Genomic DNA, 22,425 nt, shown 5'->3' on the forward strand with positions numbered 1-22,425 from the left:
CCGGTGGTAGAGGTCGGGCAGGTCCAGCACATGGCCGGTCTCGTGGGCGAGGACGTTGCGGTCCGGCGGGTGGTGTTCGAAGACGGTGACGACGCCCGGTTACGGGAAGGGGCGGGGTGGGGGAAAGTCCGCCCGTCAGAGCAACCCGGCCCTCCGCAAGGCATCCGCCATCGCACTGTCGGCAGCCGGCGCCGCCGGACGGCTGCCCGCTTCGCGGCGAGGCCGCGGGGTACCGCCCCGGCGCGGGGAGCGCTCGCGCGGCGCCCCCGCGTTGCCGCCCCGGGCCTCCCGGTCCGCGGCCGTCGCCTCGTCGTCCAGCCTGAGCGTCAGCGAAATCCGCTTGCGCGGAATGTCGACGTCCATCACCTTCACCCGCACGATGTCCCCCGGCTTCACCACGTCCCGCGGGTCCTTGACGAAGGTCTTCGACATCGCCGAGACATGGACCAGCCCGTCCTGGTGCACGCCGATGTCCACGAACGCGCCGAACGCGGCGACGTTGGTGACGACGCCCTCCAGGACCATGCCGGGCGCCAGGTCGCCGATCTTCTCGACACCGTCCTTGAACGTCGCCGTCTTGAACGCCGGCCGCGGGTCGCGGCCGGGCTTCTCCAACTCGCGCAGGATGTCGGTGACCGTCGGCAGGCCGAAGGAGTCGTTGACGAAGTCTTCCGGCCGCAGCGAGCGCAGCGTCGCCGTGTCGCCGATGAGGGAGCCCACCGCGCCGCCCGTGGCCTTCGCCATGGCGCGGACCAGCGGGTACGCCTCGGGGTGCACGCTGGAGGCGTCGAGCGGGTCGTCGCCGCCGCGGATGCGCAGGAAGCCGGCGCACTGCTCGTACGCCTTCGGGCCGAGCCGGGCCACGTCCTTGAGGGCCTTGCGGGAGCGGAAGGGGCCGTGGGTGTCGCGGTGGGCGACGATGTTCTCGGCGAGGCCGGAGCTGATGCCGGAGACGCGGGAGAGCAGGGGGGTGGAGGCGGTGTTGACGTCGACGCCCACGCCGTTGACGCAGTCCTCCACGACCGCGTCCAGCGAGCGGGACAGCTTCACCTCGGACAGGTCGTGCTGGTACTGGCCGACGCCGATCGACTTCGGGTCGATCTTGACGAGCTCGGCGAGCGGGTCCTGCAGGCGGCGGGCGATGGACACCGCGCCGCGCAGCGACACGTCGAGGCCCGGCAGCTCCTGCGAGGCGAAGGCGGAGGCGGAGTAGACCGAGGCGCCGGCCTCGGAGACCATCACCTTGGTGAGCTTCAGCTCGGGGTGACGGGAGATCAGGTCGCCGGCCAGCTTGTCCGTCTCGCGGGAGGCCGTGCCGTTGCCGATGGCGACGAGCTCCACGGCGTGCTCGCGGGCGAGCCGGGCCAGGGTGGCCAGGGAGGCGTCCCACTTGTTCTGCGGAACGTGCGGGTAGATGGTCTCCGTGGCGGCCACCTTGCCCGTGGCGTCCACGACGGCGACCTTCACGCCCGTACGGAAGCCGGGGTCGAGCCCCATCGTGGCGCGCGTGCCGGCCGGTGCGGCGAGCAGCAGATCGCGCAGGTTCGCGGCGAAGACCCGCACCGCCTCGTCCTCGGCGGCCTGGCGCAGCCGCAGCCGCAGGTCGATGCCGAGGTGGACCAGGACGCGGGTGCGCCAGGCCCAGCGGACGGTGTCGGCCAGCCACTTGTCGGCGGGGCGGCCCCGGTCGACGATGCCGAAGCGGCGCGCGATCGCCTGCTCGTACGCGCTCGGGCCCGCGGCAGTCTCATCTGGCTCGTCCGGCGCCTCCGGCTCCAGGGTGAGGTCGAGGACCTCCTCCTTCTCGCCGCGCAGCATCGCCAGCACCCGGTGCGAGGGCAGCTCGGTGAAGGGCTCGGCGAAGTCGAAGTAGTCGGCGAACTTCGCGCCCGCCTCCTCCTTGCCCTCGCGCACCTTCGCGGCCAGGCGCCCGCGCGTCCACATGCGCTCGCGCAGCTCGCCGATGAGGTCCGCGTCCTCGCCGATCCGCTCGGTGAGGATGGCCCGGGCCCCCTCCAGCGCGGCGGCCGCGTCCGCGACGCCCTTGTCCGCGTCGACGAAGGCGGCGGCGGCCACCGCCGGCTCGACGCCGGGGTCGGCGAGCAGCGCCTCGGCCAGCGGCTCGAGCCCGGCCTCACGGGCGATCTGCGCCTTGGTACGGCGCTTGGGCTTGAAGGGCAGGTAGATGTCCTCCAGCCGGGCCTTGGAGTCGGCGGCGCGGATCCGCGCCTCCAGCGCCTCGTCCAGCTTGCCCTGCGCGCGTACGGACTCCAGCACGGCCGTCCGCCGGTCCTCCAGCTCCCGCAGATACCGCAGCCGCTCCTCCAGGGTGCGCAGCTGCGCGTCGTCGAGCGCCCCGGTCGCCTCCTTGCGGTAGCGCGCGACGAACGGCACGGTCGAGCCGCCGTCGAGCAATTCGACGGCCGCCCGCACCTGCCGTTCCCGTACGCCGAGCTCCTCGGCGATCCTGCCTTCGATCGACGTCGACGTCGTCACGATCACGCTCTGCCTTCTTCCGGGATCTCTCCTCGAGCCGCGATCTGCATTGTGGCAGGTACCGCCGACAGGGACCGCGTCCTACCCCCGCAGGTCGGCCGGGAACCCGCCCGCCTCCACGATGGCCGTGGTGAACGCCGTCAGCAGCTCGGTCAGGCGCTCGACGCCCGCCGCGCCCAGGTGCTCGTAGGGCGCCGCGTCCAGGACGTCCGTCTCGTCCTCGAGGTTCTCGCGCAGCGTGATGCCGGCCTCCGTCAACCGGCCGTCCGCGCCGAGCAGTCCGCGCCGCGCCAGCCGCTCCCGGCCCGCGGTCAGCTCCTCCTCGCTCCAGCCGCGCGTGGTGAGCAGCCACTTCAGGGACATGCCGCGCCCGGTCACCGAGTGGCTGACCAGCGCCTCGACGGGGTCCAGCCCGGTCCGGGCGAGGGCGATCAGGTGCCCGTCACCGCGGTACTCGCGCAGCAGCGTCGTCGCGTGCCACAGGGCGAGGTGCGGGGCCTCCGGCACGGGCAGGTCGGCGTGGGCGGCGAAGAGCGGGCGCGTGTGCCGCTCGCAGGCCCGCGTCGCGCGCAGCGCCAGATCCGCGGCCTCGGTCATCTCCGCCGAGGCCAGCCTCTCCTCGCCCAGCAGGCGCCGCAGCGTGGCGTCGGCGGCCCGCAGCCGTGCGTCGAGGACCTGCTGCGGCGAGGCGAGGTCCCACACCCGCGGGACGTGCTGCGCCACCATCTCGTGCTTGAAGCTGTGGAACGTCGCGGTGACGGTGCCCGCGCCGACCCGGCCGAACGCGGCGGACCGCGCGGCGAGGTAGGCGGCGCTGCGCTCCTCGATGCCGAGCCCGGCCAGCTCGCGGGCGGAGTCGGGGGAGAAGTAGACGACCGAGTGGAAGGGGTTGGCGACGTTGTGGCAGCGGCGCCCGGCGCGCGCGGGAAGAGAGCTCATGTCCCGCACGTTACCGACTGGTTGGTATGGCGCGGAAGGGCGGGGTCGCCATGGCAGGAAAGGTGGGGAGCTCGTCATTGCGGCCACTCGCCCGGGCGCCGCAGCATGAGGGGCATGACCTCCCGCCGCACCGTGCTGATCATCCTCTACGAAGGGGTGCAGAGCCTCGACGTCACCGGCCCGCTCGAGGTGTTCCACGGCGCCGGCGTCCTGGCCGGCGACCCGGGCACCTACCGGGTGCGTACCGCCACCGTCGACGGAGCGCCCGTGCGCACCGGCAGCGGACTGCGCCTCGCCCCGGACACCGCGCTGGGCGAGTGCGGCGCCGCGGACATCGTGCTCGTCCCCGGCGGCGACTGCATGACCGGCGCCGACCCGCGGCTGCTGGACTGGCTGCGCCGCAACGGCCCACGCGCCGGACGGCTGGTCTCGGTCTGCACGGGCGCGTTCCTGCTCGCCGCCGCCGGGCTGCTCGACGGCCGCCGCGCCACCACGCACTGGGCGTTCTGCGAGGACTTCGCGCGGCGGTACCCCGCCGTACGGCTGGATCCCGAGCCCGTCTTCGTACGCGACGGCGCCGTCGCCACCTCGGCCGGCGTCACCGCCGGCATCGACCTCGCGCTCGCCCTCGTCGAGGAGGACCACGGCCGGCGGACCGCGCTCGCCATCGCCCGCCACCTCGTCGTCTTCCTGCGCCGCCCCGGCAACCAACGGCAGTTCAGCACCCAGCTCGCCGCCCAGACCGCCGACCGGCCGACGCTGCGCGACCTCCAGCACTGGATCGCCGAACACCCCGGCGCCGACCTGGGCGTCGAGGCCCTCGCCGCCCGCGCCGGCCTCTCGCCCCGGCACTTCGCCCGGGCCTTCCGGGCCGAGGTGGGCACGACGCCCGGCCGCTACGTCGAGGGCGTGCGGCTGGAGGCCGCCCGCCGGCTGCTGGAGGAGACCGGGCAGGGCGTCGAGGAGGTCTCCCGCGCCTGCGGCTACGGCACGCCCGAGGCCATGCGCCGCGCCTTCGTCCGCGCCTTGGGCACGGCACCCGCCGAATACCGGCGCCGGTTCAGGTCCCCGGCGCCCTCCCTGGCCACCACCTGAGACCCGTTCACCGCAAGAGAAAACCGCAAGAGAGAACCGCAAGAGAAGAGGAACACCGCATGCGGATCGCCATCCTGCTCTATCCCGGCTTCACCACCCTCGACGCCATCGGCCCGTACGAGACGCTGCGCCACCTGCCCGGTGCCGAGACGTCCTTCGTCGCCGAGCGGCCCGGCCCCGTGGCCAACGACAGCGGCAAGCCTGCCCTCGTGGCCGCCGCCTCACTCGCGGACGTTCCGCACCCGGACATCATCGTGGTGCCGGGCGGCCCGCAGGAGAACCTGCCCCTCGCGCACGGCCCCGTCCTGGACTGGCTGAAGGAGGCGGACCGGACGTCCACGTGGACGACGTCGGTGTGCACCGGCTCGCTGATCCTGGGCGCCGCCGGGCTGCTGACGGGCCGCCGGGCCACCTCCCACTGGCTGTACCTGAAGGACCTCGCCGCCTACGGCGTGGACCCGACGGGGGAGCGGGTCGTCACCGACGGCAAGTACGTCACGGCCGCCGGGGTCTCCTCGGGCATCGACATGGGGCTCACGCTCGTGGGCCGGATGGAGGGCGACCGTGCGGCCCAGTCCGTTCAGCTGATGATCGAGTACGACCCGCAGCCGCCGTACGACGCGGGCTCCCCCGACAAGGCGCCCGCCGACCTCGTGGCCGAGTGGCGGAAGATCCGGGACAGGGAGGAGGGTGTCACACCGTCCAGGTGAACCGCGGCCCCCTGCGCTCGAGGAAGGCGGCGACCCCCTCCGCGAGGTCGCCGCTGCCGCGCGCCTGCTCCGCCCAGTGCGCCAGGCGGTCCTCCCGCGCCGGCCCGGCCGCGAACTCCTTCGCCGCCACCTGGGTCAGCTGGGAGCGCGAGGCGAGGGTCGCGGCGAACTCCGCGACCCGCTTCTCCAGGGCCCCGGCCGGCCACACCTCGTCCACCAGACCCGTGCGCAGCGCCCGTTCGGCGTCGATCAGCTCGGCGGAGAACAGCAGGTACTTGGCCGTCGCCGGGCCGACCAGGTCCACCAGGCGCCGGGTGGAGGAGGCCGCGTAGACGATGCCCAGCCGGGCCGGGGTGATCCCGAAGGAGGCGTCCTGCGCGGCGAACCGCAGGTCGCAGGCGGCGGCGAGCTGGCAGCCGCCGCCCACGCAGTGGCCGCGCACGGCGGCGATCGTCGGCTTGGGGAAGGCCGCCAGCGCCTCCTCGGCCGCGACCGCGAGGGAGCGGGCCTCCTCGCCGCCGTCGGCGCCCAGACCGGAGATGTCCGCGCCCGCGCAGAAGGTCGCGCCCTCGCCGGTGAGCACCAGCACCCGTACGGCCGGATCGGCCGCGCACCGCTCCAGGAGTGCGGGCAGCGCCTGCCACATGGGGGTGGTCATGGCGTTGCGCTTGGCGGGGTTGGCGATGCGGACGGTGGCGGTGGCGTCGGTGACGTCCAGATGCAGTGCGGGCTCCATGCGCCGGATGCTAGCCGGGGCGACCCTGCTTATGATCACCACAGGGGGGCGCTGTGAGGAGGCGCTGATGTCCCCAGGCCGTCGACGGCAGGACCACCCGGGCCGCAGGCTCAAACGCGGCTTCGGGGTGCTGGCCCTGCTGGGCGGGGTGCTGGTGCTCGCCGGCCTGGTCGGGCTGGCCTACACCGCCTTCGCGACGCTGACCACGATGATCCTCTTCGGCTGGCTGCTGCTGATCGGCGGCGCGGTGGGCCTGCTGCACGCCGTCCAGTCGCGCGGCAGCAACTTCTTCTGGCTGGGCGTGGTGGTCGCCGCGCTGAACATCGCCGCGGGCGTGGTGGTGATCAAGCTGCCCGGGGCCGCGGCCGAGGCGCTGACGATGTTCGCGGCGCTGCTCTTCCTGACCGGCGGCCTCTTCCGGCTGGTGGGCAGCCTGGTGGTGCGCGGGCCGCAGTTCGGCTGGACGCTGGTGCAGGGCGCCTTCGGGCTGCTGCTGGGCATTCTGGTGCTCGGCGACTGGCCGCGCAGCAGCCTCTACGTCATCGGCACCTTCATCTCCCTCGCGCTGCTCTTCGACGGGCTCGGGCTGATCGCGTTCGGCGTCGGCGGGCGGCGTGTCGTGAATCTGGTCTCGGAAGATGACAGTCCGCACCGCTCATTGAAGGATGAACGGGGCAGCCAGGAATAGTCGCCGAAGCGGCCACGGCACACGTACGCGATCAAAACCCGTCGATAGAGGCCGACTTCTGTTCAGCCGACCGGTGCGGACCCCGGGATTCCCAACACTCGACCTGTGCGGACGGGCCACGGCGAGGGGTTGGTATCGGACATGGAGATCCTCGGGGGCGTACCGCCCGAGCCGGGCCAGGCGCCCCCGCCCCGGAAGCCGGCCGAGTACGACGGGACCTGGCGCTACACCACGCCCGCGCTCGACTGCTCGGTGCCCCGGGCCAGACACGCGGTCCGCGATCTGATCCGGCGCCGTGGGGTCCCGCTGCGCGAGGACCTGCTGCACGGGCTGCTGCTCATCGTCTCCGAGCTGGTCACCAACGCCGTCCGGCACGCGGCGCTGCTCTCCCCGGAGGTGGCCGTGGAGGTCTCCATCGGCCCCGAGTGGGTGCGCGTGGCCGTCGAGGACAACCACCCCTACCGCCCCAAGGCGCTGGAGACGTACGCCGAGGACGAGCCGCGCACCGGGGGCCGGGGCCTGCTGCTGGTCCAGGCGACCGTCGACGAGGTGGGCGGCCGGTGCGACGTCGAGCACACCGCGAGCGGCGGCAAGGTGGTCTGGGCCGCCCTGCCGCTGCACCCGCGCGCCGCCGCTACCAGCCCGCTGCGGCCCCGGTGACCTCCCGGATCGCCGGACGCGCGGCGTCCAGCACCGTCGAGAACCACGCGGAGAACGTGCCCTCGCGGCGCAGCTCGTCGAGCTCGGCCGGGGTGACGAACGCGGTCTGCGCGATCTCCCGCGGGTCCGGGTCGGGCTCCGCCCGTACGGTCCCGACGAAGAGGTGGTTGTACTCCTGCTCGACCAGGCCCGAGGCAGGGTCGGGATGGTTGTAGCGCACGGTCCCGGCCTCGCGCATCAGCGCGGGCGCCAGGCCCAGCTCCTCGCCGGTGCGGCGGGCGGCCGCCACGAAGGGCGGCTCGTCCGGGTAGGGGTGGCCGCAGCAGGTGTTCGACCAGACGCCGGGGGAGTGGTACTTCCCCAGGGCCCGGCGCTGCAACAGCAGCCGGCCCTCGTCGTCGAAGAGGAAGACCGAGAAGGCGCGATGCAGCCGGCCGGGCGCCACATGGGCGGAGACTTTCTCGGCGGTGCCGATGGTCCTGCCGTCCTCGTCGACCAGCTCCAGCATGATCGGTTCAGCGGCGTCGGCGGAAGCGGGAACCGCGGCGGAGTCGGCGGAGCGGTCCGTGGCTGATGTGATCGGCATTGACCATCCTCATTGTCTGTCTTCGACCCTCAAGTCTGCCGTACGAGATGCCCAGGGCGGCGACGGATGAGTCCTGGCCGGCCCGCCCCGGCCGGGGCGGGCCGACCGGGGCGGGTCAGTGGCAGAGCCTGGCCTCGTGCTCGGCGTGCCCGCTGGGCTCCAGCTGGAAGGTGCAGTGCTCGACGGCGAAGTGCTCACCCAGACAGCCCTGCAGGTCGTGGAGTATCTTCCCGTGCCCGGCGGAGTCCAGCGTCGCCGGGTCCACCACCACGTGCGCGGACAGCACCGGCATCCCCGATGTGATCGTCCACACATGCAGGTCGTGCAGGTCCTCCACGCCCGGCAGGGCCATGATGTGCGCCCGCACGTCGTCCATGTCGACGTCCTTCGGCGCCGCCTCCAGCAGCACGTCCAGCGCCTCCCGCAGGAGCTTCAGCGTGCGCGGCACGATCATCAGCCCGATGAGCAGGGAGGCGATGGGGTCGGCCTGCGTCCAGCCCGTCAGCATGATCACCAGGGCCGAGACGACCACGGCCAGCGAGCCCAGCGCGTCCGAGAGGACCTCCAGGAACGCCCCGCGCACATTGAGGCTCTCCTTCTGGCCGCGCATCAGCAGGGCCAGCGAGATCAGGTTGGCGACCACACCCACCAGACCGAACGCCACCGTCATCCCGCCCGGCACGTCGGTGGGGTTGCGCAGCCGCTCGACGGCCTCGAAGAGGATGAAGCCGCCGACCCCCAGCAGGAGCAGACAGTTCAGCAGCGCCGCCAGGATCTCGGCGCGGGCGTAGCCGAAGGTGCGCCGCCCGCCCGGCGGCCGGTTGGCGAAGTGGATCGCCACCAGCGCCATCGAGACCCCCACCGCGTCCGTGGCCATGTGCCCGGCGTCGGCGAGCAGTGCCAGCGAACCGGTCAGCGCACTGCCGACGATCTCGGCCACCAGCACCGTGAGGGTGATGCCCAGCGCGATGCGCAGCCGCCCCTTGTAGGCGGCGGCCGCGGTGCCGCTCGTGCCGGGCGGGGGTCCCCCGTGCGAGTGGCCGTGGTCGTGCCCCGCTCCCATGAATGCCGCCTCCGAAGATCTCCGGGAACGGCCGGCGGGCGCCGGCCGAGCCCCAGTGAACTACGGGTGGGGGGTATGGGGCAACGCGGCACTGAACACCGTTGTCATTGCCCTGACCTGCGGTGATGTCAAAACTGCCCGACCTGCGACGATCAGCCGCGGCGGGCCTCGGGGTGGTGCAGGCACCACCCTTCCCAGGCCGAAGTGACCATGCTCAGCAGGTCGTGCCGGGCGCTCCAGCCCAGCTCCTTGGCGATCAGCTCCCCGGACGCCACGACACGCGCCGGATCACCCGGACGGCGTGGCCCGGTCTCGGCCGTCAGTTCGGGCCTGCCGGTGACCTCGCGGATCAGATCGGCCATCTCCCGCACCGACACCCCGCGGCCGGTGCCCACGTTCAGCGTCAGATCGCCCGTGCCCGGCCGCTCGGCGAGGCGGCGGGCGGCGGCCAGGTGGGCCGTGGCCAGGTCCTCGATGTGGATGTAGTCCCGGACGCAGGTGCCGTCCGGGGTGGCGTAGTCGGTGCCGAAGATCCGGGGGCGCTCCCCGCGGGTGATGCGGTCGAACATCATCGGAATGATGTTGAAGATGCCGGTGTCGGCCAGCTCCGGCCGGGCCGCGCCCGCGACGTTGAAGTAGCGCAGACACGCCGTGGAGATGCCGTGCGCGGCGCCCGTGGCCCGTACGAGCCACTCGCCGGCGAGCTTCGTCTCGCCGTACGGGTTGATCGGAAGGCAGGGCGTGTCCTCGGTGACGAGGTCGACGTCGGGCATGCCGTAGACGGCCGCGGAGGAGGAGAAGACGAAGCTGCGGATCCCGGCGGCGACGACCGCCTCCAGCAGCACCGTCAGCCCGTGCACGTTCTCGCGGTAGTAGAGCAGCGGCTTCTCCACCGACTCCCCGACCTGCTTCTTCGCCGCCAGATGCACCACACCCGTCACGTCCAGCTCCGCGAACGCGCGGTCCAGCACCTCGCGGTCCAGCACCGAGCCCCGCACCAGCGGCACGTCCCCGGGCAGCCGGCCGGCCACGCCCGAGGACAGGTCGTCCAGCACGGCCACCCGTTCCCCGGCCTCCGTCATCGCCCGCGCCACGTGCGCCCCGATGTACCCCGCTCCGCCTGTGATCAGCCACGTCATGACGGCACCCTATTCCAGCCAGACGACGGGAAACGTTTCGTCCGTCCGCGGGAACCGTCCGGATTTCCCGGACGTCCTGTCAGTGACGGGACGTCCGGGTGCACGTGCGGTGAACGGGGCCTTCCGGTGATCCGATAGCCTCTGCCGACGTGCCGCACGCCGCCCCGCGGCCGGGGCCTGGCGCGCCACGCACGCCGCCCGGTCACTTCGCGGACCCCGAGGCGGCCACGCCAGCTTCCAAGGAGTGAGTTCGTCTGTCGACCGCCATCCTCACCGGCACGCCGCCCGCCGGCTCCTCCCTCGAGGACGACCTGCGGTCCCTGGGCTTCGACGTCCGCACGGCCCCTGACGCCGCCGGCGCCGCCACGGTGCTGGCCGCCGTCCCGGCCACCGAGCGGGTCGCCCTCGTCGACCACCGTTTCGTGGGCCACGTCCACGCCCTGCGGCTCGCCCTGACCGACCCCCGCTTCCCCGCCGCCGCCGTCACCGGCGCGCTCACCGCGCAGCCCGCGGCCCGCGCGGCGCTCGCGCGCGCGCTCGCCGAAGAGCCCGCGCCCACCGCCGGGCTGCCCGACGCCCTCGCCGCCCGGCTGACCGCCGGGGGCCTGGCCGTGCACCGCCCGGAGCTGGGGGTCCTGGTCGCGGCCGTACCGGCGGACGAGGACATCCGCGCCAAGGCCCGGGCGCAGACCGCCGCGGTCGACGACGAGGCCGTGCGGCTGCGCGGCGCCGTGAAGTCCCGCGACGGCTTCTTCACCACCTTCTGCATCAGCCCCTACTCCCGCTACCTCGCCCGCTGGTGCGCCCGCCGCGGCCTCACCCCCAATCAGGTGACCACCGCCTCGCTGCTGACCGCGCTGATCGCGGCCGGCTGCGCCGCCACCGGCACGCGGCCCGGGTACATCGCCGCGGGCGTCCTGCTGATCGCCTCGTTCGTGCTCGACTGCACCGACGGCCAGCTCGCCCGCTACTCCCTGCAGTACTCCACGCTCGGCGCCTGGCTCGACGCGACGTTCGACCGCGCCAAGGAATACGCCTACTACGCGGGCCTCGCGCTCGGCGCGGCCAGGGGCGGGGACGACGTCTGGGCCCTCGCGCTCGGCGCGATGATCCTGCAGACCTGCCGGCACGTGGTCGACTTCTCCTTCAACGAGGCCAACCACGACGCCACCGCCAACACCAGCCCCACCGCCGCCCTCTCCGACCGGCTCGACAGCGTCGGCTGGACGGTCTGGGTGCGGCGCATGATCGTGCTGCCCATCGGTGAGCGCTGGGCGCTGATCGCGGTCCTCACCGCGCTCACCACCCCCCGCGTCGTCTTCGTCGTGCTGCTGATCGGCTGCGCCTTCGCCGCCTGCTACACCACCGCCGGCCGGGTGCTGCGCTCGCTGACCCGGAAGGCGAAGAGGACCGACCGGGCGGCCCGGGCGCTGGCGGACCTCACCGACTCGCTGTGGCTCACCGTGGGACCGGCGCGCTCCAGGACCGGCACGGCGTACAGCGCGCCCCTGTGGGCGGCGGTCGCCGCCGCCCTGCTGCTCATCGGCCCGCTGCTCTTCGGCCAGGCCGGCACCTGGCCCGCCCTCGCGCAGGCCGTGGCCTACGCCGGCGTCGCGGCCGTCGCCGTCCACCACAGCCTCAAGGGGCCCCTCGACTGGCTGGTGCCGCCGGTCTTCCGCGCCGCCGAGTACGGCATGATCCTGGGCCTGGCGGCGCTCTCCGGCGCCCCCGGCGCCCTGCCCGCGGCTTTCGGCCTGGTGGCCGCGGTCGCCTACCATCACTACGACACGGTGTACCGCATCCGTGGCGGCACCGGTGCCCCGCCGCACTGGCTGGTGCGGGCGATCGGCGGGCACGAGGGGCGGGTCGTGGCGGTCACGGCCGCCGCCGCCCTCTGGCACGGCCGGGGCTTCACCATCGCGCTGACGGCCCTCGCGGCCGCCATCACGCTCCTGGTGCTCAGCGAGAGCATCCGGTTCTGGGTGTCCGCCGGGGCGCCCGCAGTACACGACGAAACAGGAGAACCCGCATGATCGGCCTCGTGCTGGCAGCCGGCGCCGGACGGCGTCTGCGTCCCTACACCGACACCCTGCCCAAGGCCCTCGTGCCGGTCGGCCCCCAGGGTGCGGAGGAGTCGCTCACCGTTCTCGACCTGACCCTCGGCAACTTCGCCGAGGTCGGCCTGACCGAGGTCGCCATCGTCGTCGGCTACCGCAAGGAGGCCGTGTACGAGCGCAAGGAGGCGCTGGAAGCCAAGTACGGCCTCAAGCTCACCCTGATCGACAACGACAAGGCCGAGGAGTGGAACAACGCCTACTCCCTGTGGTGCGCGCGTGAGGTCCTCGGCCGCGGCGTGATCCTCGCCAACGGCGACACCGTCCACCCCGTCTCCGTCGAGAAGACGCTGCTCGCCGCCCGCGGCGACGGCCAGAAGATCATCCTCGCCCTCGACACGGTGAAGAACCTCGCCGACGAGGAGATGAAGGTCGTCGTGGACGGCGACAAGGGCGTCCAGAAGATCACCAAGCTGATGGAGCCGTCCGACGCCACCGGCGAGTACATCGGCGTCACGCTCATCGAGGCCGACGCCGCCGCCGAGCTGGCCGACGCCCTGAAGACCACCTTCGAGCGCGACCCCGACCTGTACTACGAGGACGGCTACCAGGAGCTCGTGCACCGCGGCTTCAAGATCGACACGGCCCCCATCGGCGACGTGAAGTGGGTCGAGATCGACAACCACGACGACCTCGCCAAGGGCCGGGAGATCGCGTGCCAGTACTGACGAGGCTCATCCCCTCGCCGGTCGTCGTCGACATCCGCGCCGGTGCGCTGAACGATCTGGCCTGCGTCCTCGCCGACCAGCGGATCTCCAGCTCCGGCAAGCTCGCCATCGCCATCAGCGGCGGCTCCGGGGCGGCGCTGCGCGAGCGGCTCGCCCCGGCGCTGCCCGGCGCCTCCTGGTACGAGGTCGGCGGCGGCACCCTCGACGACGCCATCACCCTCGGCGACCGCATGAAGAAGGGGCACTACGACGCGGTCGTGGGCCTCGGCGGCGGCAAGATCATCGACTGTGCGAAGTACGCCGCCGCACGCATCGGCCTGCCCCTGGTCGCCGTGGCCACCAACCTCTCGCACGACGGTCTGTGCTCGCCGGTCGCCACGCTCGACAACGACGCGGGCCGCGGCTCGTACGGCGTGCCGAACCCCATCGCCGTCGTCATCGACCTCGACGTCATCCGCGAGGCCCCCGTCCGCTACGTCCGCTCCGGCATCGGCGACGCGGTCTCCAACATCTCCGCGGTCGCGGACTGGGAGCTCGCCCACCGCGAACGCGGCGAGAAGATCGACGGCCTCGCCGCCGCGATGGCCCGCCAGGCCGGCGAGGCCGTGCTGCGCCACCCCGGCGGCGTCGGCGACGACGGCTTCCTGCAGGTGCTGGCCGAGGGGCTGGTCCTCACCGGCATCTCGATGTCCGTCGCCGGTGACAGCCGCCCCGCCTCCGGCGCCTGCCACGAGATCAACCACGCTTTCGACATCCTCCACCCCAAGCGCGCCGCCAGCCATGGCGAGCAGTGCGGCCTCGGGGCCGCCTTCGCGATGCACCTGCGCGGTGCCCGCGAGGAGTCCGCGCTGATGGTCGAGGTGCTGCGGCGGCACGGCCTGCCCGTGCTGCCCGGCGAGATCGGCTTCACCGACGACGAGTTCGTGCGGGTGGTGGAGTACGCGCCGCAGACCCGCCCGGGGCGGTACACGATCCTGGAGCACCTCGACCTCTCCACCCACCAGATCAGGGACGCCTACGCCGACTATGCACAAACCGTCAGTCGCTGAACTCCGCCCGGTCGTCCACCCCGAGGGTGTCAAGGACCGGCGCAGCGGTGAGCACTGGGCCGGCCGCCTGTACATGCGAGAGATCTCGCTGCGCTGCGACCGGTACCTGGTGAACACCCGGATCACGCCCAACCAGCTCACCTACCTGATGACTGTCGCGGGCGTCCTCGCGGCCCCGGCCCTGCTGGTGCCGGGGATCACGGGCGCCGTGCTCGGCGTCGTCATGGTCCAGCTCTACCTGCTGCTGGACTGTGTCGACGGCGAGATCGCCCGCTGGAAGAAGCAGTACTCGATGTCCGGGGTGTACCTGGACCGGGTCGGCGCCTACCTGTGCGACGCCGCGGTCCTGGTCGGCCTCGGCCTGCGCGCCGCCGACCTGTGGGGCAGCGGCCGGATCGACTGGCTGTGGGCCTTCCTCGGCACCCTCGCCGCGCTCGGCGCCGTCCTGATCAAGGCCGAGACCGACCTCGTCGGCGTCGCCCGCCATCAGGCGGGCCTGCCGCCGGTCAAGGAGGCGGCGTCCGAGCCGCGCTCCTCCGGCATGGCGCTGGCCCGCAAGGCCGCCGCGGCGCTGAAGTTCCACCGGCTGATCCTCGGCATCGAGGCGTCCCTGCTGATCCTCGTCCTCGCGATCGTGGACGCGAGCAGGGGCGACCTGTTCTTCACCCGCCTGGGCACGGCCGTCCTGGCGGGCATCGCACTGCTGCAGACCCTGCTGCACCTGGTGTCCATCCTGGCGTCGAGCAGGCTCAAATGAGGAGCGAGAACACCATGAAGGTCGGCGCGGTCGTCCTGACCATGGGCAACCGTCCCGAGGAGCTGCGCGCCCTGCTGGAGTCGGTCGCCAAGCAGACCGGCGAGGCGATCGAGGTCGCCGTCGTCGGCAACGGCTCCCCGCTGCCCGAGCTGAGCGTCCCCGGGCTGACCGTGCGGACCGTCGAGCTGCCCGAGAACGTGGGCATCCCGGCGGGCCGCAACGTCGGCATCGAGGCGTTCGGCCCGGCCGGCCGGGACGTCGACATCCTGCTCTTCCTCGACGACGACGGCCTGCTGCCGAACCAGGACACGGCACAGCTGTGCCGCCAGGCCTTCGCCGCCGACCCCGAGCTGGGCATCATCAGCTTCCGCATCGCCGACCCCGACACCGGCGAGACCCAGCGCCGCCACGTGCCGCGGCTGCGGGCCGCCGACCCGATGCGCTCCTCGCGCGTGACCACCTTCCTCGGTGGCGCGAACGCGGTCCGCACCCGGGTCTTCGCCGACGTCGGCGGGCTGCCGGACGAGTTCTTCTACGCGCACGAGGAGACCGACCTCGCCTGGCGGGCCCTCGACGCGGGCTGGATGATCGACTACCGGTCGGACATGGTGCTGCACCACCCGACCACGGCCCCCAGCCGGCACGCCGTCTACCACCGCATGGTCGCCCGCAACCGGGTCTGGCTGGCGCGCCGGAACCTTCCGGCACCCCTGGTCCCCGTCTACGTCGGGGTGTGGTTGCTGCTGACCCTGGCCCGGCGCCCGTCGCTGCCCGCGCTGCGGGCGTGGTTCGGCGGATTCCGGGAGGGCTGGACGACGCCTTGCGGTCCACGGCGCCCCATGAAGTGGCGTACCGTGTGGCGCCTGACCCGACTGGGTCGCCCGCCCGTGATCTGACAAGCTCTTGTCTGAGAGCACCGGGCGCGAACCGGGGCCCGGCCCCGGCAGCGCACCTTGAGGACGAAAGTGTCAATTGTGAGCGAGACAACGCACGACAGTGCGGTCGCCATGAGTGCCCCGCCGTCACCCGACGACGGTCTGCCCGCCGCCGAGCTGGCCAGGAAGTACGGGCTCGCGGTGAGCGGCGCCCGGCCGAGCCTGCCGGAGTACGTCCGGCAGCTGTGGGACCGGCGGCACTTCATCATCGCCTTCTCCCGGGCGAAGATGACGGCCCAGTACAGCCAGGCCAAGCTGGGCCAGGTCTGGCAGGTGGCCACCCCCCTGCTGAACGCCTCGGTGTACTTCCTGATCTTCGGCCTGCTGATGCAGCAGGGCAAGGACATGGGGATCCGCACCTACATCCCCTTCCTGGTGACGGGGATCTTCGTCTTCACCTTCACGCAGAGCTCGGCGATGGCGGGTGTGCGCTCGATCGCGGGCAACCTGGGGCTGGTGCGCGCCCTGCACTTCCCGCGGGCGGCGCTGCCGATCTCCTTCGCGCTCCAGCAGCTCCAGCAGCTGCTGCTGTCGATGTGCGTGCTGTTCCTCTTCCTGCTCGGCTTCGGGCACATGCCCGCGCTGTCGTGGGTGCTGATCGTCCCCGTGCTGGTGCTGCAGTTCCTCTTCAACACCGGCCTGGCGATGATCCTGGCCAGGCTGGGCAGCAAGACCCCCGACCTGGCGCAGCTGCTGCCGTTCATCACCCGCACGTGGATGTACGCGTCCGGTGTGATGTACAGCCTGAGCGCCGCGCTGCACAAGACGAACGCGCCCGGCTGGGTCGTCGACGTCCTGGCCGCCAACCCCGCCGCCGTCTACATCGACCTGATGCGCTGGGCGCTGATCGACGACCGCAGCCACATCCACCTGCCGCCGCACGTCTGGGCGCTGGCGGTGGGCTGGGCGCTGATCGTGGGCGCGGGCGGCTTCGTGTACTTCTGGAAGGCTGAGGAGAAGTACGGCCGTGGCTGAGCAGAACACCGGTACCGAGACCTCCCGTCCCGTGCCCACCGTGATCGCGGACGACGTCCACATCGTCTACCGCGTCTACGGCGGCAGCACCGGCCGCGGCAGCGCGACCGCCGCCCTGAACCGGATCATCAAGCGCACGCCGGGCGCCGGCGTGCGCGAGGTGCACGCGGTGAAGGGGGTGAGCTTCACCGCCTACCGGGGCCAGGCCATCGGCCTGATCGGCTCCAACGGCTCCGGCAAGTCCACCCTGCTCAAGGCGGTGGCCGGACTGCTGCCCACCGAGCGCGGCAGGATCTACACCGACGGCCAGCCCTCGCTGCTGGGCGTCAACGCGGCCATGATGAACGACCTCACGGGCGAGAAGAACGTGATGCTCGGCGGTCTGGCCATGGGCATGTCGCGGGACCAGATCAGGGAGCGCTACCAGAGCATCGTCGACTTCTCCGGGATCAACGAGAAGGGCGACTTCATCACGCTGCCCATGCGGACCTACTCCTCCGGCATGGCGGCCCGGCTGCGCTTCTCCATCGCGGCGGCCAAGGACCACGACGTCCTGATGATCGACGAGGCCCTGGCCACCGGCGACCGCTCCTTCCAGAAGCGCTCCGAGGAGCGCATCCGCGAGCTGCGCAAGGAGGCCGGCACGGTCTTCCTGGTCAGCCACAACAACAGGTCCATCCGGGACACCTGTGACCGGGTGCTGTGGCTGGAGCGCGGCGAGCTGCTGATGGACGGCCCGACGGACGAGGTGGTCCGGGCGTACGAGAAGGAGACGGCCCGGTAACTTCAGCTCCGCGCCCGTGCTTCCCGGGGGCACCCGGGGGAGCACCGGTCGCACCAGGCCCCCGCCGACGTGTGCCGGCGGGGGCCTTGACCGTTCCGTGACGATCAACTCGCTTATTGTCAGGGCCGATTCGGGCGTCGCGTGGCATTGTATGGATCAAGCACGTACCCCGGCGGGCGTCGGACACTTGTACGGCGTACGCTGTAGCGTGCTCTTTTGCTGCTGTTTGTGGTGGGGCATGGCGATACCCGCGCACCCCACTGCCGAGGGTGCACAGGGGGAGGCTCGAAGGGGAGCCCAGGGGGACGGCCCTACCCTGCGGCGTGTCCGAAATAGGATGTTCTGGGTCGGCAGTGTAGAACGGGAGATGTGACGGCAATGGCTGCATTGGCCGTATTGGCCAGGGGCTCTCTCCAGATCAGAGACGCGTACGCCGTCCCCGGTCCGGGCAGCCCTCGATGACGGCGGGGACGGACGCGCACGCGCGCGCCGTGCTCGACAAGGCCGCGCACGAAAACTTTCCCGTGGCGCCCTTCTTCGTGCCCCGGGCCTGGCGTGCCGATCTCATGGCGATCTACGGCTACGCCCGTCTCGTCGACGACATCGGCGACGGCGACCTCGCCCCCGGCGGCCGCGACGCCGAGCTGCTGGGCCTGGACCGTGAGCAGAGCGATGACCGTCTCGCCATGCTCGACGCCTTCGAGGCCGACCTGCGGCGGGTCTTCGACGCCACCGGCACGGGCCCCCGTCACCCGCTGCTGATCCGGCTGCGTCCGACCGTCCGCCGGTGCGGTCTGACCCCCGAGCCCTTCCTCGCCCTGATCGAGGCGAACCGCCAGGACCAGCGGGTGAGCCGCTACGCCACCTACGACGAGCTGCTCGCCTACTGCGAGCTGTCCGCCAACCCCGTCGGCCGCCTCGTCCTCGGCATCACCGGAACGGCCAGCCCCGAGCGCATCCGCCGCTCGGACGCGGTGTGCACCGCACTGCAGATCATCGAACACCTACAGGACGTCGCCGAGGATCTTGGACGCGACCGCGTCTACCTCCCCGCCGAGGACATGAAACGCTTCCGTGTGACGGAGTCCGACCTCGCTCTTCCGACCGGTAGCGCATCGGTGCGCGCGCTGGTCGCGTACGAGGCGCAACGCGCCGGACACCTGCTGAATGAAGGCACCCCCCTGGTGGGTAGCGTCCACGGCAGGCTGAAGCTGTTGCTCGCGGGGTTCGTGGGCGGTGGGAGGGCCGCCCTCGGAGCGGTCGCCGCCGCCGGACACGACGTTCTCCCTGGACCGCCCAAGCCCACCAAGCTCAGCGTGCTGCGCGCGGTGGGGGCGACACTGCGAAGAGAGGGGTGAGCGGGACCGTGAACGGAACGCCACACGCGTCCGCACCGGTACTCGCCGCGTACAGCTACTGCGAGGCCGTCACCGGACAGCAGGCCGGCAACTTCAGCTATGGCATCAGGCTGCTGCCCGCGGCCAAGCGACGGGCCATGTCGGCCCTGTACGCCTTCTCGCGGCGCGTCGACGACATCGGTGACGGCCCCCTGGACGCCGAGTCCAAGCGGCTGAGGCTCGAGGAGGCCCGTACGACGCTGGACCGGATCCGGGACGGCGCCGTCGACGAGGACGACACCGACCCGGTGGCCGTCGCGCTCGCGCACGCCGTGCGCCGCTTTCCCATTCCCATCGGCGGCCTCGACGAACTGATCGACGGCGTTCAGATGGATGTGCGGGGCGAGACCTACGAGACGTGGGACGACCTCGCCGCGTACTGCCGCTGCGTGGCCGGTGCCATCGGACGGCTCTCCCTCGGCGTGTTCGGCACCGTGCCCGGCGCCCGGGACGCCGCGCGCGCTCCTGAGTACGCCGACACGCTCGGCCTCGCCCTGCAGCTCACCAACATCCTGCGGGACGTACGCGAGGACGCGGCCAACGGCCGCACCTACCTGCCCTCCGACGACCTCGCCAAGTTCGGCTGCTCCGCCGGCTTCCACTCCGTGCGGCCCCCCGCCGGCGCCGACTTCACCGGGCTGGTCCACTACGAGGTACGCCGCGCCCGCGCCCTCTTCGCCGAGGGCATGCGGCTGCTGCCCATGCTCGACCGGCGCAGCGGCGCCTGCGTCGCCGCCATGTCCGGCATCTACCGCCGGCTGCTGGACCGCATCGCCGAGGAACCGCAGGCCGTGCTCCGCGGCAGGGTCTCCCTGCCCGGGCGCGAGAAGGCCTTCGTCGCCGTCCGCGGACTGTCCGGGTACGACGCCCGCAGCGTCCACCGGCAGACCGCCAGGGGGCGCGCTTGATGACCCCCGCGCACGCAGGCACCGCCTGCCGCCACGGCGGCAAGCGGCGCGCAACCCTCCGCCCATCCATCGCGTCCCTGACAGCAGCCGAGGGGGTGGGCGCATGACATCACGGACGACAACCCGGCCCGACCGGCTCCCCGCACAGGCAGGCCGCTCCGACGGAGCGGCCGCGGTGGTGATCGGGGGCGGCCTCGCCGGCATCACGGCGGCGCTTCAGCTCGCCGCCGCCGGAGTGCGGGTCACCCTCGTCGAGGGCCGGCCCCGCCTGGGCGGGCTCGCCTTCTCCTTCCGCCGGGGCGAGCTGGCCATCGACAACGGCCAGCACGTCTACCTGCGCTGCTGCACCGCCTACCAGTGGTTCCTCGACCGGGTCGGGGCCCGGCACCTGGCCCCCCTGCAGGACCGGCTCGACGTGCCCGTCCTCGACGTCGGCCACCCCTCGGGGCGGCCCCGCCTCGGCCGGCTGCGCCGCACCGCGCTGCCCGTTCCGCTCCACCTCGCCGCGAGCCTGGCCACGTACCCGCACCTCTCGCTCGCCGAGCGCGCGAGCGTCGGGCGGGCCGCGCTGGCCCTGCGCGGCCTGGACCCGATGGACCCCGCGCTGGACGGCGTCGACTTCGCCACCTGGCTGCGCCGCCGGGGCCAGTCCGACCGTACGGTCGAAGCGCTGTGGGACCTGGTGGGCGTGGCCACCCTCAACGCCACCGCCGACCGGTCCTCGCTGGGCCTGGCCGCCATGGTCTTCAAGACCGGCCTGCTCTCCGAGCCCGGCGCCGCCGACATCGGCTGGGCGCACGTACCGCTGGGCGAGCTGCACGACACCCGGGCCCGCGCCGCCCTCGACGCCGCCGGGGTGCGGACCGCCCTGCGCACGCGCGCCACGGCGATCACCCGGGGTGCCGACGGCGGCTGGCACGTGGACACCGAGGCCGGCCCCGGCACCGCCGAGCGGCTCGACGCCGACACCGTGGTGCTCGCCGTGCCCCAGCGCGAGACCCACGCGCTGCTGCCCGACGGCGCCCTGGACGACCCGGACCGGCTGCTGGGCATCGACACCGCACCCATCCTCAACCTGCACGTCGTATACGACCGCAAAGTCATGCGGCAGCCGTTCTTCACGGCCCTGGGCAGCCCGGTGCAGTGGGTCTTCGACCGCACCGACTCCTCCGGGCTGGCCGCCCTCGACGGCGCGGGCCAGTACCTGGCCGTGTCCCAGTCGGCCGCGCAGGACGACATCGACCGGCCGGTCGCCGAGCTGCGCGAGCGCTACCTCCCCGAGCTGGAGCGGCTGCTGCCCGCCGCCCGGGGCGCGGCGGTGCGCGACTTCTTCGTCACCCGGGAGCGGACGGCGACGTTCGCCCCCACCCCCGGCGTGGGCCGGCTGCGGCCGCACGCCCCCACGAACGCGCCCGGCCTCTACCTGGCCGGTGCGTGGACCGCCACCGGCTGGCCCGCGACCATGGAGAGCGCGGTGCGCAGCGGACTGAATGCCGCCGGCGCGGCACTCTCCGAGCTCGGCCGACCGTATCGGGACCCCCTGCGGGAGGCGGCGGTATGACCCAGCGAGCCATCAAGGCGCGCGTTCCCGCAACAGGGGCGCGCGTGAGCACGACCACCAGAGGAGAGACCGTGACATCGGCGATCCCAGCTGTCGACACCGCAGGCGTCAGTGCCCTGCTGGAGCGCGGACGGACGCTTGCCACGCCGGTGCTGCGTGCCGCCGTCAACCGGCTCGCGGCACCCATGGACACCGTCGCCGCCTACCACTTCGGCTGGATCGACGCCGAAGGGCGGCCGGCGCACGGCGACGGGGGCAAGGCCGTACGGCCCGCCCTCGCCCTGCTCTCGGCCGAGGCCGCCGGCGCCGCGCCCGAGGTGGGCATCCCCGGCGCCGTCGCCGTCGAGCTCGTGCACAACTTCTCGCTGCTGCACGACGACCTGATGGACGGCGACGAGCAGCGCCGCCACCGCGACACCGTCTGGAAGGCGCACGGCCCCGCGCAGGCCATCCTCGTCGGCGACGCGCTCTTCGCACTCGCGAACGAGGTGCTGCTGGAGCTGGGCACCGTCGAGGCGGGCCGGGCGACCCGGCGGCTGACGACGGCCACCCGCAAGCTCATCGACGGCCAGGCACAGGACATCTCCTACGAGCACCGCGAGCGCGTCACCGTGGCCGAGTGCCTGGAGATGGAGGGCAACAAGACCGGCGCCCTGCTGGCCTGCGCGGTCTCCATCGGCGCGGTCCTCGGCGGCGCCGACGACCGTACGGCCGACACCCTGGAGGCCTACGGCTACCACCTCGGCCTCGCCTTCCAGGCCGTCGACGACCTGCTCGGCATCTGGGGCGACCCCGAGACCACCGGCAAGCAGACCTGGAGCGACCTGCGCCAGCGCAAGAAGTCCCTCCCGGTGGTCGCCGCCCTCGCCGCCGGCGGCCCCGCCTCCGAGCGGCTCGCCGGCCTGCTGGCCGCCGACGCCAAGCTCACCGACGCCCAGGCCGCCGACTTCGACGAGGAGGAGTTCGCGGCCCGCGCGGCGCTCATCGAGGAGGCGGGCGGCCGGGAGTGGACCTCCCAGGAGGCCCGCCGCCAGCACGCCACCGCCATCGAGGCCCTGAACGGGGTCGACATGCCCGCAGAGGTCCGGGCGCAGCTGATCGCGCTCGCGGACTTCGTCGTCGTACGGAAGAGTTGATCGCCATCGACCCGATCTAGCACCTCGCG

General features: G+C 72.8%; 21 protein-coding genes. 15 read left to right on the forward strand and 6 right to left on the reverse strand.

Features of this window, described 5'->3' with window-relative positions; genetic code table 11:
* Window positions 1–135: 135 nt before the first annotated feature.
* Together ABZ956_RS28600 and ABZ956_RS28605 are read right to left on the reverse strand one after the other, a co-directional pair.
* Entirely contained in the window at window positions 136–2,502 is a 2,367-nt protein-coding gene (locus ABZ956_RS28600; protein ID WP_361899721.1) for a Tex family protein, read from the reverse strand.
* Window positions 2,503–2,577: 75 nt separating this feature from the next.
* Window positions 2,578–3,435 carry a hypothetical protein gene (locus ABZ956_RS28605; RefSeq protein WP_361899723.1) on the reverse strand — a complete coding sequence of 286 codons (858 nt, stop codon included), beginning with the start codon at window positions 3,433–3,435 and terminating at the stop codon, window positions 2,578–2,580.
* Window positions 3,436–3,540: 105 nt separating this feature from the next.
* Between ABZ956_RS28605 and ABZ956_RS28610 the strand changes: the two genes are divergently transcribed.
* On the forward strand, window positions 3,541–4,530 hold the full coding sequence (locus ABZ956_RS28610; RefSeq protein ID WP_361899726.1) for a GlxA family transcriptional regulator: 990 nt from the start codon (window positions 3,541–3,543) through the stop codon (window positions 4,528–4,530).
* A 59-nt stretch (window positions 4,531–4,589) separates the two neighbouring features.
* Window positions 4,590–5,240: a DJ-1/PfpI family protein gene (locus ABZ956_RS28615; protein ID WP_361899729.1), complete on the forward strand. Its 651-nt coding sequence runs from the start codon at window positions 4,590–4,592 to the stop codon at window positions 5,238–5,240.
* Here the strand turns inward: ABZ956_RS28615 and ABZ956_RS28620 are convergent.
* Window positions 5,224–5,976, reverse strand: coding sequence for an enoyl-CoA hydratase-related protein (locus ABZ956_RS28620; RefSeq protein WP_361899732.1), 753 nt, complete (start codon window positions 5,974–5,976; stop codon window positions 5,224–5,226). The genes ABZ956_RS28615 and ABZ956_RS28620 overlap by 17 nt on opposite strands.
* 67 nt (window positions 5,977–6,043) lie before the next feature.
* Here ABZ956_RS28620 and ABZ956_RS28625 point away from each other — a divergent pair, with 67 nt between their 5' ends.
* Window positions 6,044–6,664, forward strand: a complete 621-nt coding sequence (locus ABZ956_RS28625) for a DUF308 domain-containing protein (protein ID WP_361899735.1) — start codon at window positions 6,044–6,046, stop codon at window positions 6,662–6,664.
* A 141-nt stretch (window positions 6,665–6,805) separates the two neighbouring features.
* Window positions 6,806–7,324 (forward strand): ATP-binding protein, encoded by a 519-nt coding sequence (locus ABZ956_RS28630; protein ID WP_361899738.1) that lies wholly within the window; start codon window positions 6,806–6,808, stop codon window positions 7,322–7,324.
* Here the strand turns inward: ABZ956_RS28630 and idi are convergent.
* The 3 genes from idi to galE form a co-directional block, all read right to left on the reverse strand.
* Entirely contained in the window at window positions 7,299–7,910 is a 612-nt protein-coding gene (idi, locus tag ABZ956_RS28635) for an isopentenyl-diphosphate Delta-isomerase (RefSeq protein ID WP_361899741.1), read from the reverse strand. The two genes, ABZ956_RS28630 and idi, sit on opposite strands and share 26 nt — an antisense overlap.
* A gap of 115 nt (window positions 7,911–8,025) precedes the next feature.
* Complete coding sequence (locus tag ABZ956_RS28640; RefSeq protein ID WP_361899744.1) at window positions 8,026–8,973, reverse strand: cation diffusion facilitator family transporter; 948 nt, start codon at window positions 8,971–8,973, stop codon at window positions 8,026–8,028.
* A gap of 152 nt (window positions 8,974–9,125) precedes the next feature.
* Entirely contained in the window at window positions 9,126–10,112 is a 987-nt protein-coding gene (gene galE, locus ABZ956_RS28645) for a UDP-glucose 4-epimerase GalE (protein WP_361899747.1), read from the reverse strand.
* A 254-nt stretch (window positions 10,113–10,366) separates the two neighbouring features.
* On the opposite strand from galE, the gene ABZ956_RS28650 reads away from it, so the two are divergent.
* The 11 genes from ABZ956_RS28650 (at window position 10,367) to ABZ956_RS28700 (ending at window position 22,396) form a co-directional block, all read left to right on the forward strand.
* A complete protein-coding gene (locus ABZ956_RS28650; RefSeq protein WP_361899871.1) occupies window positions 10,367–12,145 on the forward strand; it encodes a DUF5941 domain-containing protein in 1,779 nt (592 codons plus the stop codon).
* The gene (locus ABZ956_RS28655) at window positions 12,142–12,894 is read left to right on the forward strand and encodes a phosphocholine cytidylyltransferase family protein (protein WP_361899750.1); all 753 of its coding nucleotides are present in this window, start codon (window positions 12,142–12,144) and stop codon (window positions 12,892–12,894) included. Before ABZ956_RS28650 ends, ABZ956_RS28655 begins: the two co-directional genes overlap by 4 nt.
* A complete protein-coding gene (locus ABZ956_RS28660) occupies window positions 12,882–13,943 on the forward strand; it encodes an iron-containing alcohol dehydrogenase family protein (protein WP_361899752.1) in 1,062 nt (353 codons plus the stop codon). The genes ABZ956_RS28655 and ABZ956_RS28660 overlap by 13 nt, the downstream gene beginning before the upstream one ends.
* On the forward strand, window positions 13,921–14,700 hold the full coding sequence (locus ABZ956_RS28665) for a CDP-alcohol phosphatidyltransferase family protein (RefSeq protein WP_361899754.1): 780 nt from the start codon (window positions 13,921–13,923) through the stop codon (window positions 14,698–14,700). The genes ABZ956_RS28660 and ABZ956_RS28665 overlap by 23 nt, the downstream gene beginning before the upstream one ends.
* Window positions 14,697–15,596, forward strand: coding sequence for a glycosyltransferase (locus ABZ956_RS28670; RefSeq protein ID WP_361899757.1), 900 nt, complete (start codon window positions 14,697–14,699; stop codon window positions 15,594–15,596). The genes ABZ956_RS28665 and ABZ956_RS28670 overlap by 4 nt, the downstream gene beginning before the upstream one ends.
* Before the next feature lie 78 nt (window positions 15,597–15,674).
* A complete protein-coding gene (locus ABZ956_RS28675) occupies window positions 15,675–16,610 on the forward strand; it encodes an ABC transporter permease (RefSeq protein ID WP_361899760.1) in 936 nt (311 codons plus the stop codon).
* Entirely contained in the window at window positions 16,603–17,394 is a 792-nt protein-coding gene (locus ABZ956_RS28680; RefSeq protein ID WP_361899763.1) for an ABC transporter ATP-binding protein, read from the forward strand. Before ABZ956_RS28675 ends, ABZ956_RS28680 begins: the two co-directional genes overlap by 8 nt.
* Before the next feature lie 458 nt (window positions 17,395–17,852).
* Window positions 17,853–18,752 (forward strand): squalene synthase HpnC, encoded by a 900-nt coding sequence (gene hpnC / locus ABZ956_RS28685; protein ID WP_361899765.1) that lies wholly within the window; start codon window positions 17,853–17,855, stop codon window positions 18,750–18,752.
* Window positions 18,749–19,699, forward strand: coding sequence for a presqualene diphosphate synthase HpnD (gene hpnD, locus ABZ956_RS28690; RefSeq protein ID WP_361899768.1), 951 nt, complete (start codon window positions 18,749–18,751; stop codon window positions 19,697–19,699). Before hpnC ends, hpnD begins: the two co-directional genes overlap by 4 nt.
* 103 nt (window positions 19,700–19,802) lie before the next feature.
* Entirely contained in the window at window positions 19,803–21,260 is a 1,458-nt protein-coding gene (hpnE, locus tag ABZ956_RS28695; RefSeq protein ID WP_361899771.1) for a hydroxysqualene dehydroxylase HpnE, read from the forward strand.
* A 71-nt stretch (window positions 21,261–21,331) separates the two neighbouring features.
* Window positions 21,332–22,396 carry a polyprenyl synthetase family protein gene (locus tag ABZ956_RS28700; RefSeq protein ID WP_361899774.1) on the forward strand — a complete coding sequence of 355 codons (1,065 nt, stop codon included), beginning with the start codon at window positions 21,332–21,334 and terminating at the stop codon, window positions 22,394–22,396.
* The last annotated feature ends 29 nt before the right edge of the window (window positions 22,397–22,425 follow it).

The sequence above is a fragment of the Streptomyces sp. NPDC046261 genome (assembly GCF_040646235.1).
In the GTDB taxonomy this organism is placed as follows: Bacteria; Actinomycetota; Actinomycetes; order Streptomycetales; family Streptomycetaceae; genus Streptomyces.

Excerpts from the sequence above, each read along its gene's own strand:
- ABZ956_RS28605 (WP_361899723.1), bottom strand. The coding sequence starts at position 3,435 with ATGAGCTCTCTTCCCGCGCGCGCCGGGCGCCGCTGCCACAACGTCGCC.
- ABZ956_RS28610 (WP_361899726.1), top strand. The coding sequence starts at position 3,541 with ATGAGGGGCATGACCTCCCGCCGCACCGTGCTGATCATCCTCTACGAA.
- ABZ956_RS28615 (WP_361899729.1), top strand. The coding sequence starts at position 4,590 with ATGCGGATCGCCATCCTGCTCTATCCCGGCTTCACCACCCTCGACGCC.
- ABZ956_RS28620 (WP_361899732.1), bottom strand. The coding sequence starts at position 5,976 with ATGGAGCCCGCACTGCATCTGGACGTCACCGACGCCACCGCCACCGTC.
- ABZ956_RS28625 (WP_361899735.1), top strand. The coding sequence starts at position 6,044 with ATGTCCCCAGGCCGTCGACGGCAGGACCACCCGGGCCGCAGGCTCAAA.
- ABZ956_RS28630 (WP_361899738.1), top strand. The coding sequence starts at position 6,806 with ATGGAGATCCTCGGGGGCGTACCGCCCGAGCCGGGCCAGGCGCCCCCG.
- idi (WP_361899741.1), bottom strand. The coding sequence starts at position 7,910 with ATGCCGATCACATCAGCCACGGACCGCTCCGCCGACTCCGCCGCGGTT.
- ABZ956_RS28640 (WP_361899744.1), bottom strand. The coding sequence starts at position 8,973 with ATGGGAGCGGGGCACGACCACGGCCACTCGCACGGGGGACCCCCGCCC.
- galE (WP_361899747.1), bottom strand. The coding sequence starts at position 10,112 with ATGACGTGGCTGATCACAGGCGGAGCGGGGTACATCGGGGCGCACGTG.
- ABZ956_RS28655 (WP_361899750.1), top strand. The coding sequence starts at position 12,142 with ATGATCGGCCTCGTGCTGGCAGCCGGCGCCGGACGGCGTCTGCGTCCC.
- ABZ956_RS28665 (WP_361899754.1), top strand. The coding sequence starts at position 13,921 with ATGCACAAACCGTCAGTCGCTGAACTCCGCCCGGTCGTCCACCCCGAG.
- ABZ956_RS28670 (WP_361899757.1), top strand. The coding sequence starts at position 14,697 with ATGAGGAGCGAGAACACCATGAAGGTCGGCGCGGTCGTCCTGACCATG.
- hpnC (WP_361899765.1), top strand. The coding sequence starts at position 17,853 with ATGACGGCGGGGACGGACGCGCACGCGCGCGCCGTGCTCGACAAGGCC.
- hpnE (WP_361899771.1), top strand. The coding sequence starts at position 19,803 with ATGACATCACGGACGACAACCCGGCCCGACCGGCTCCCCGCACAGGCA.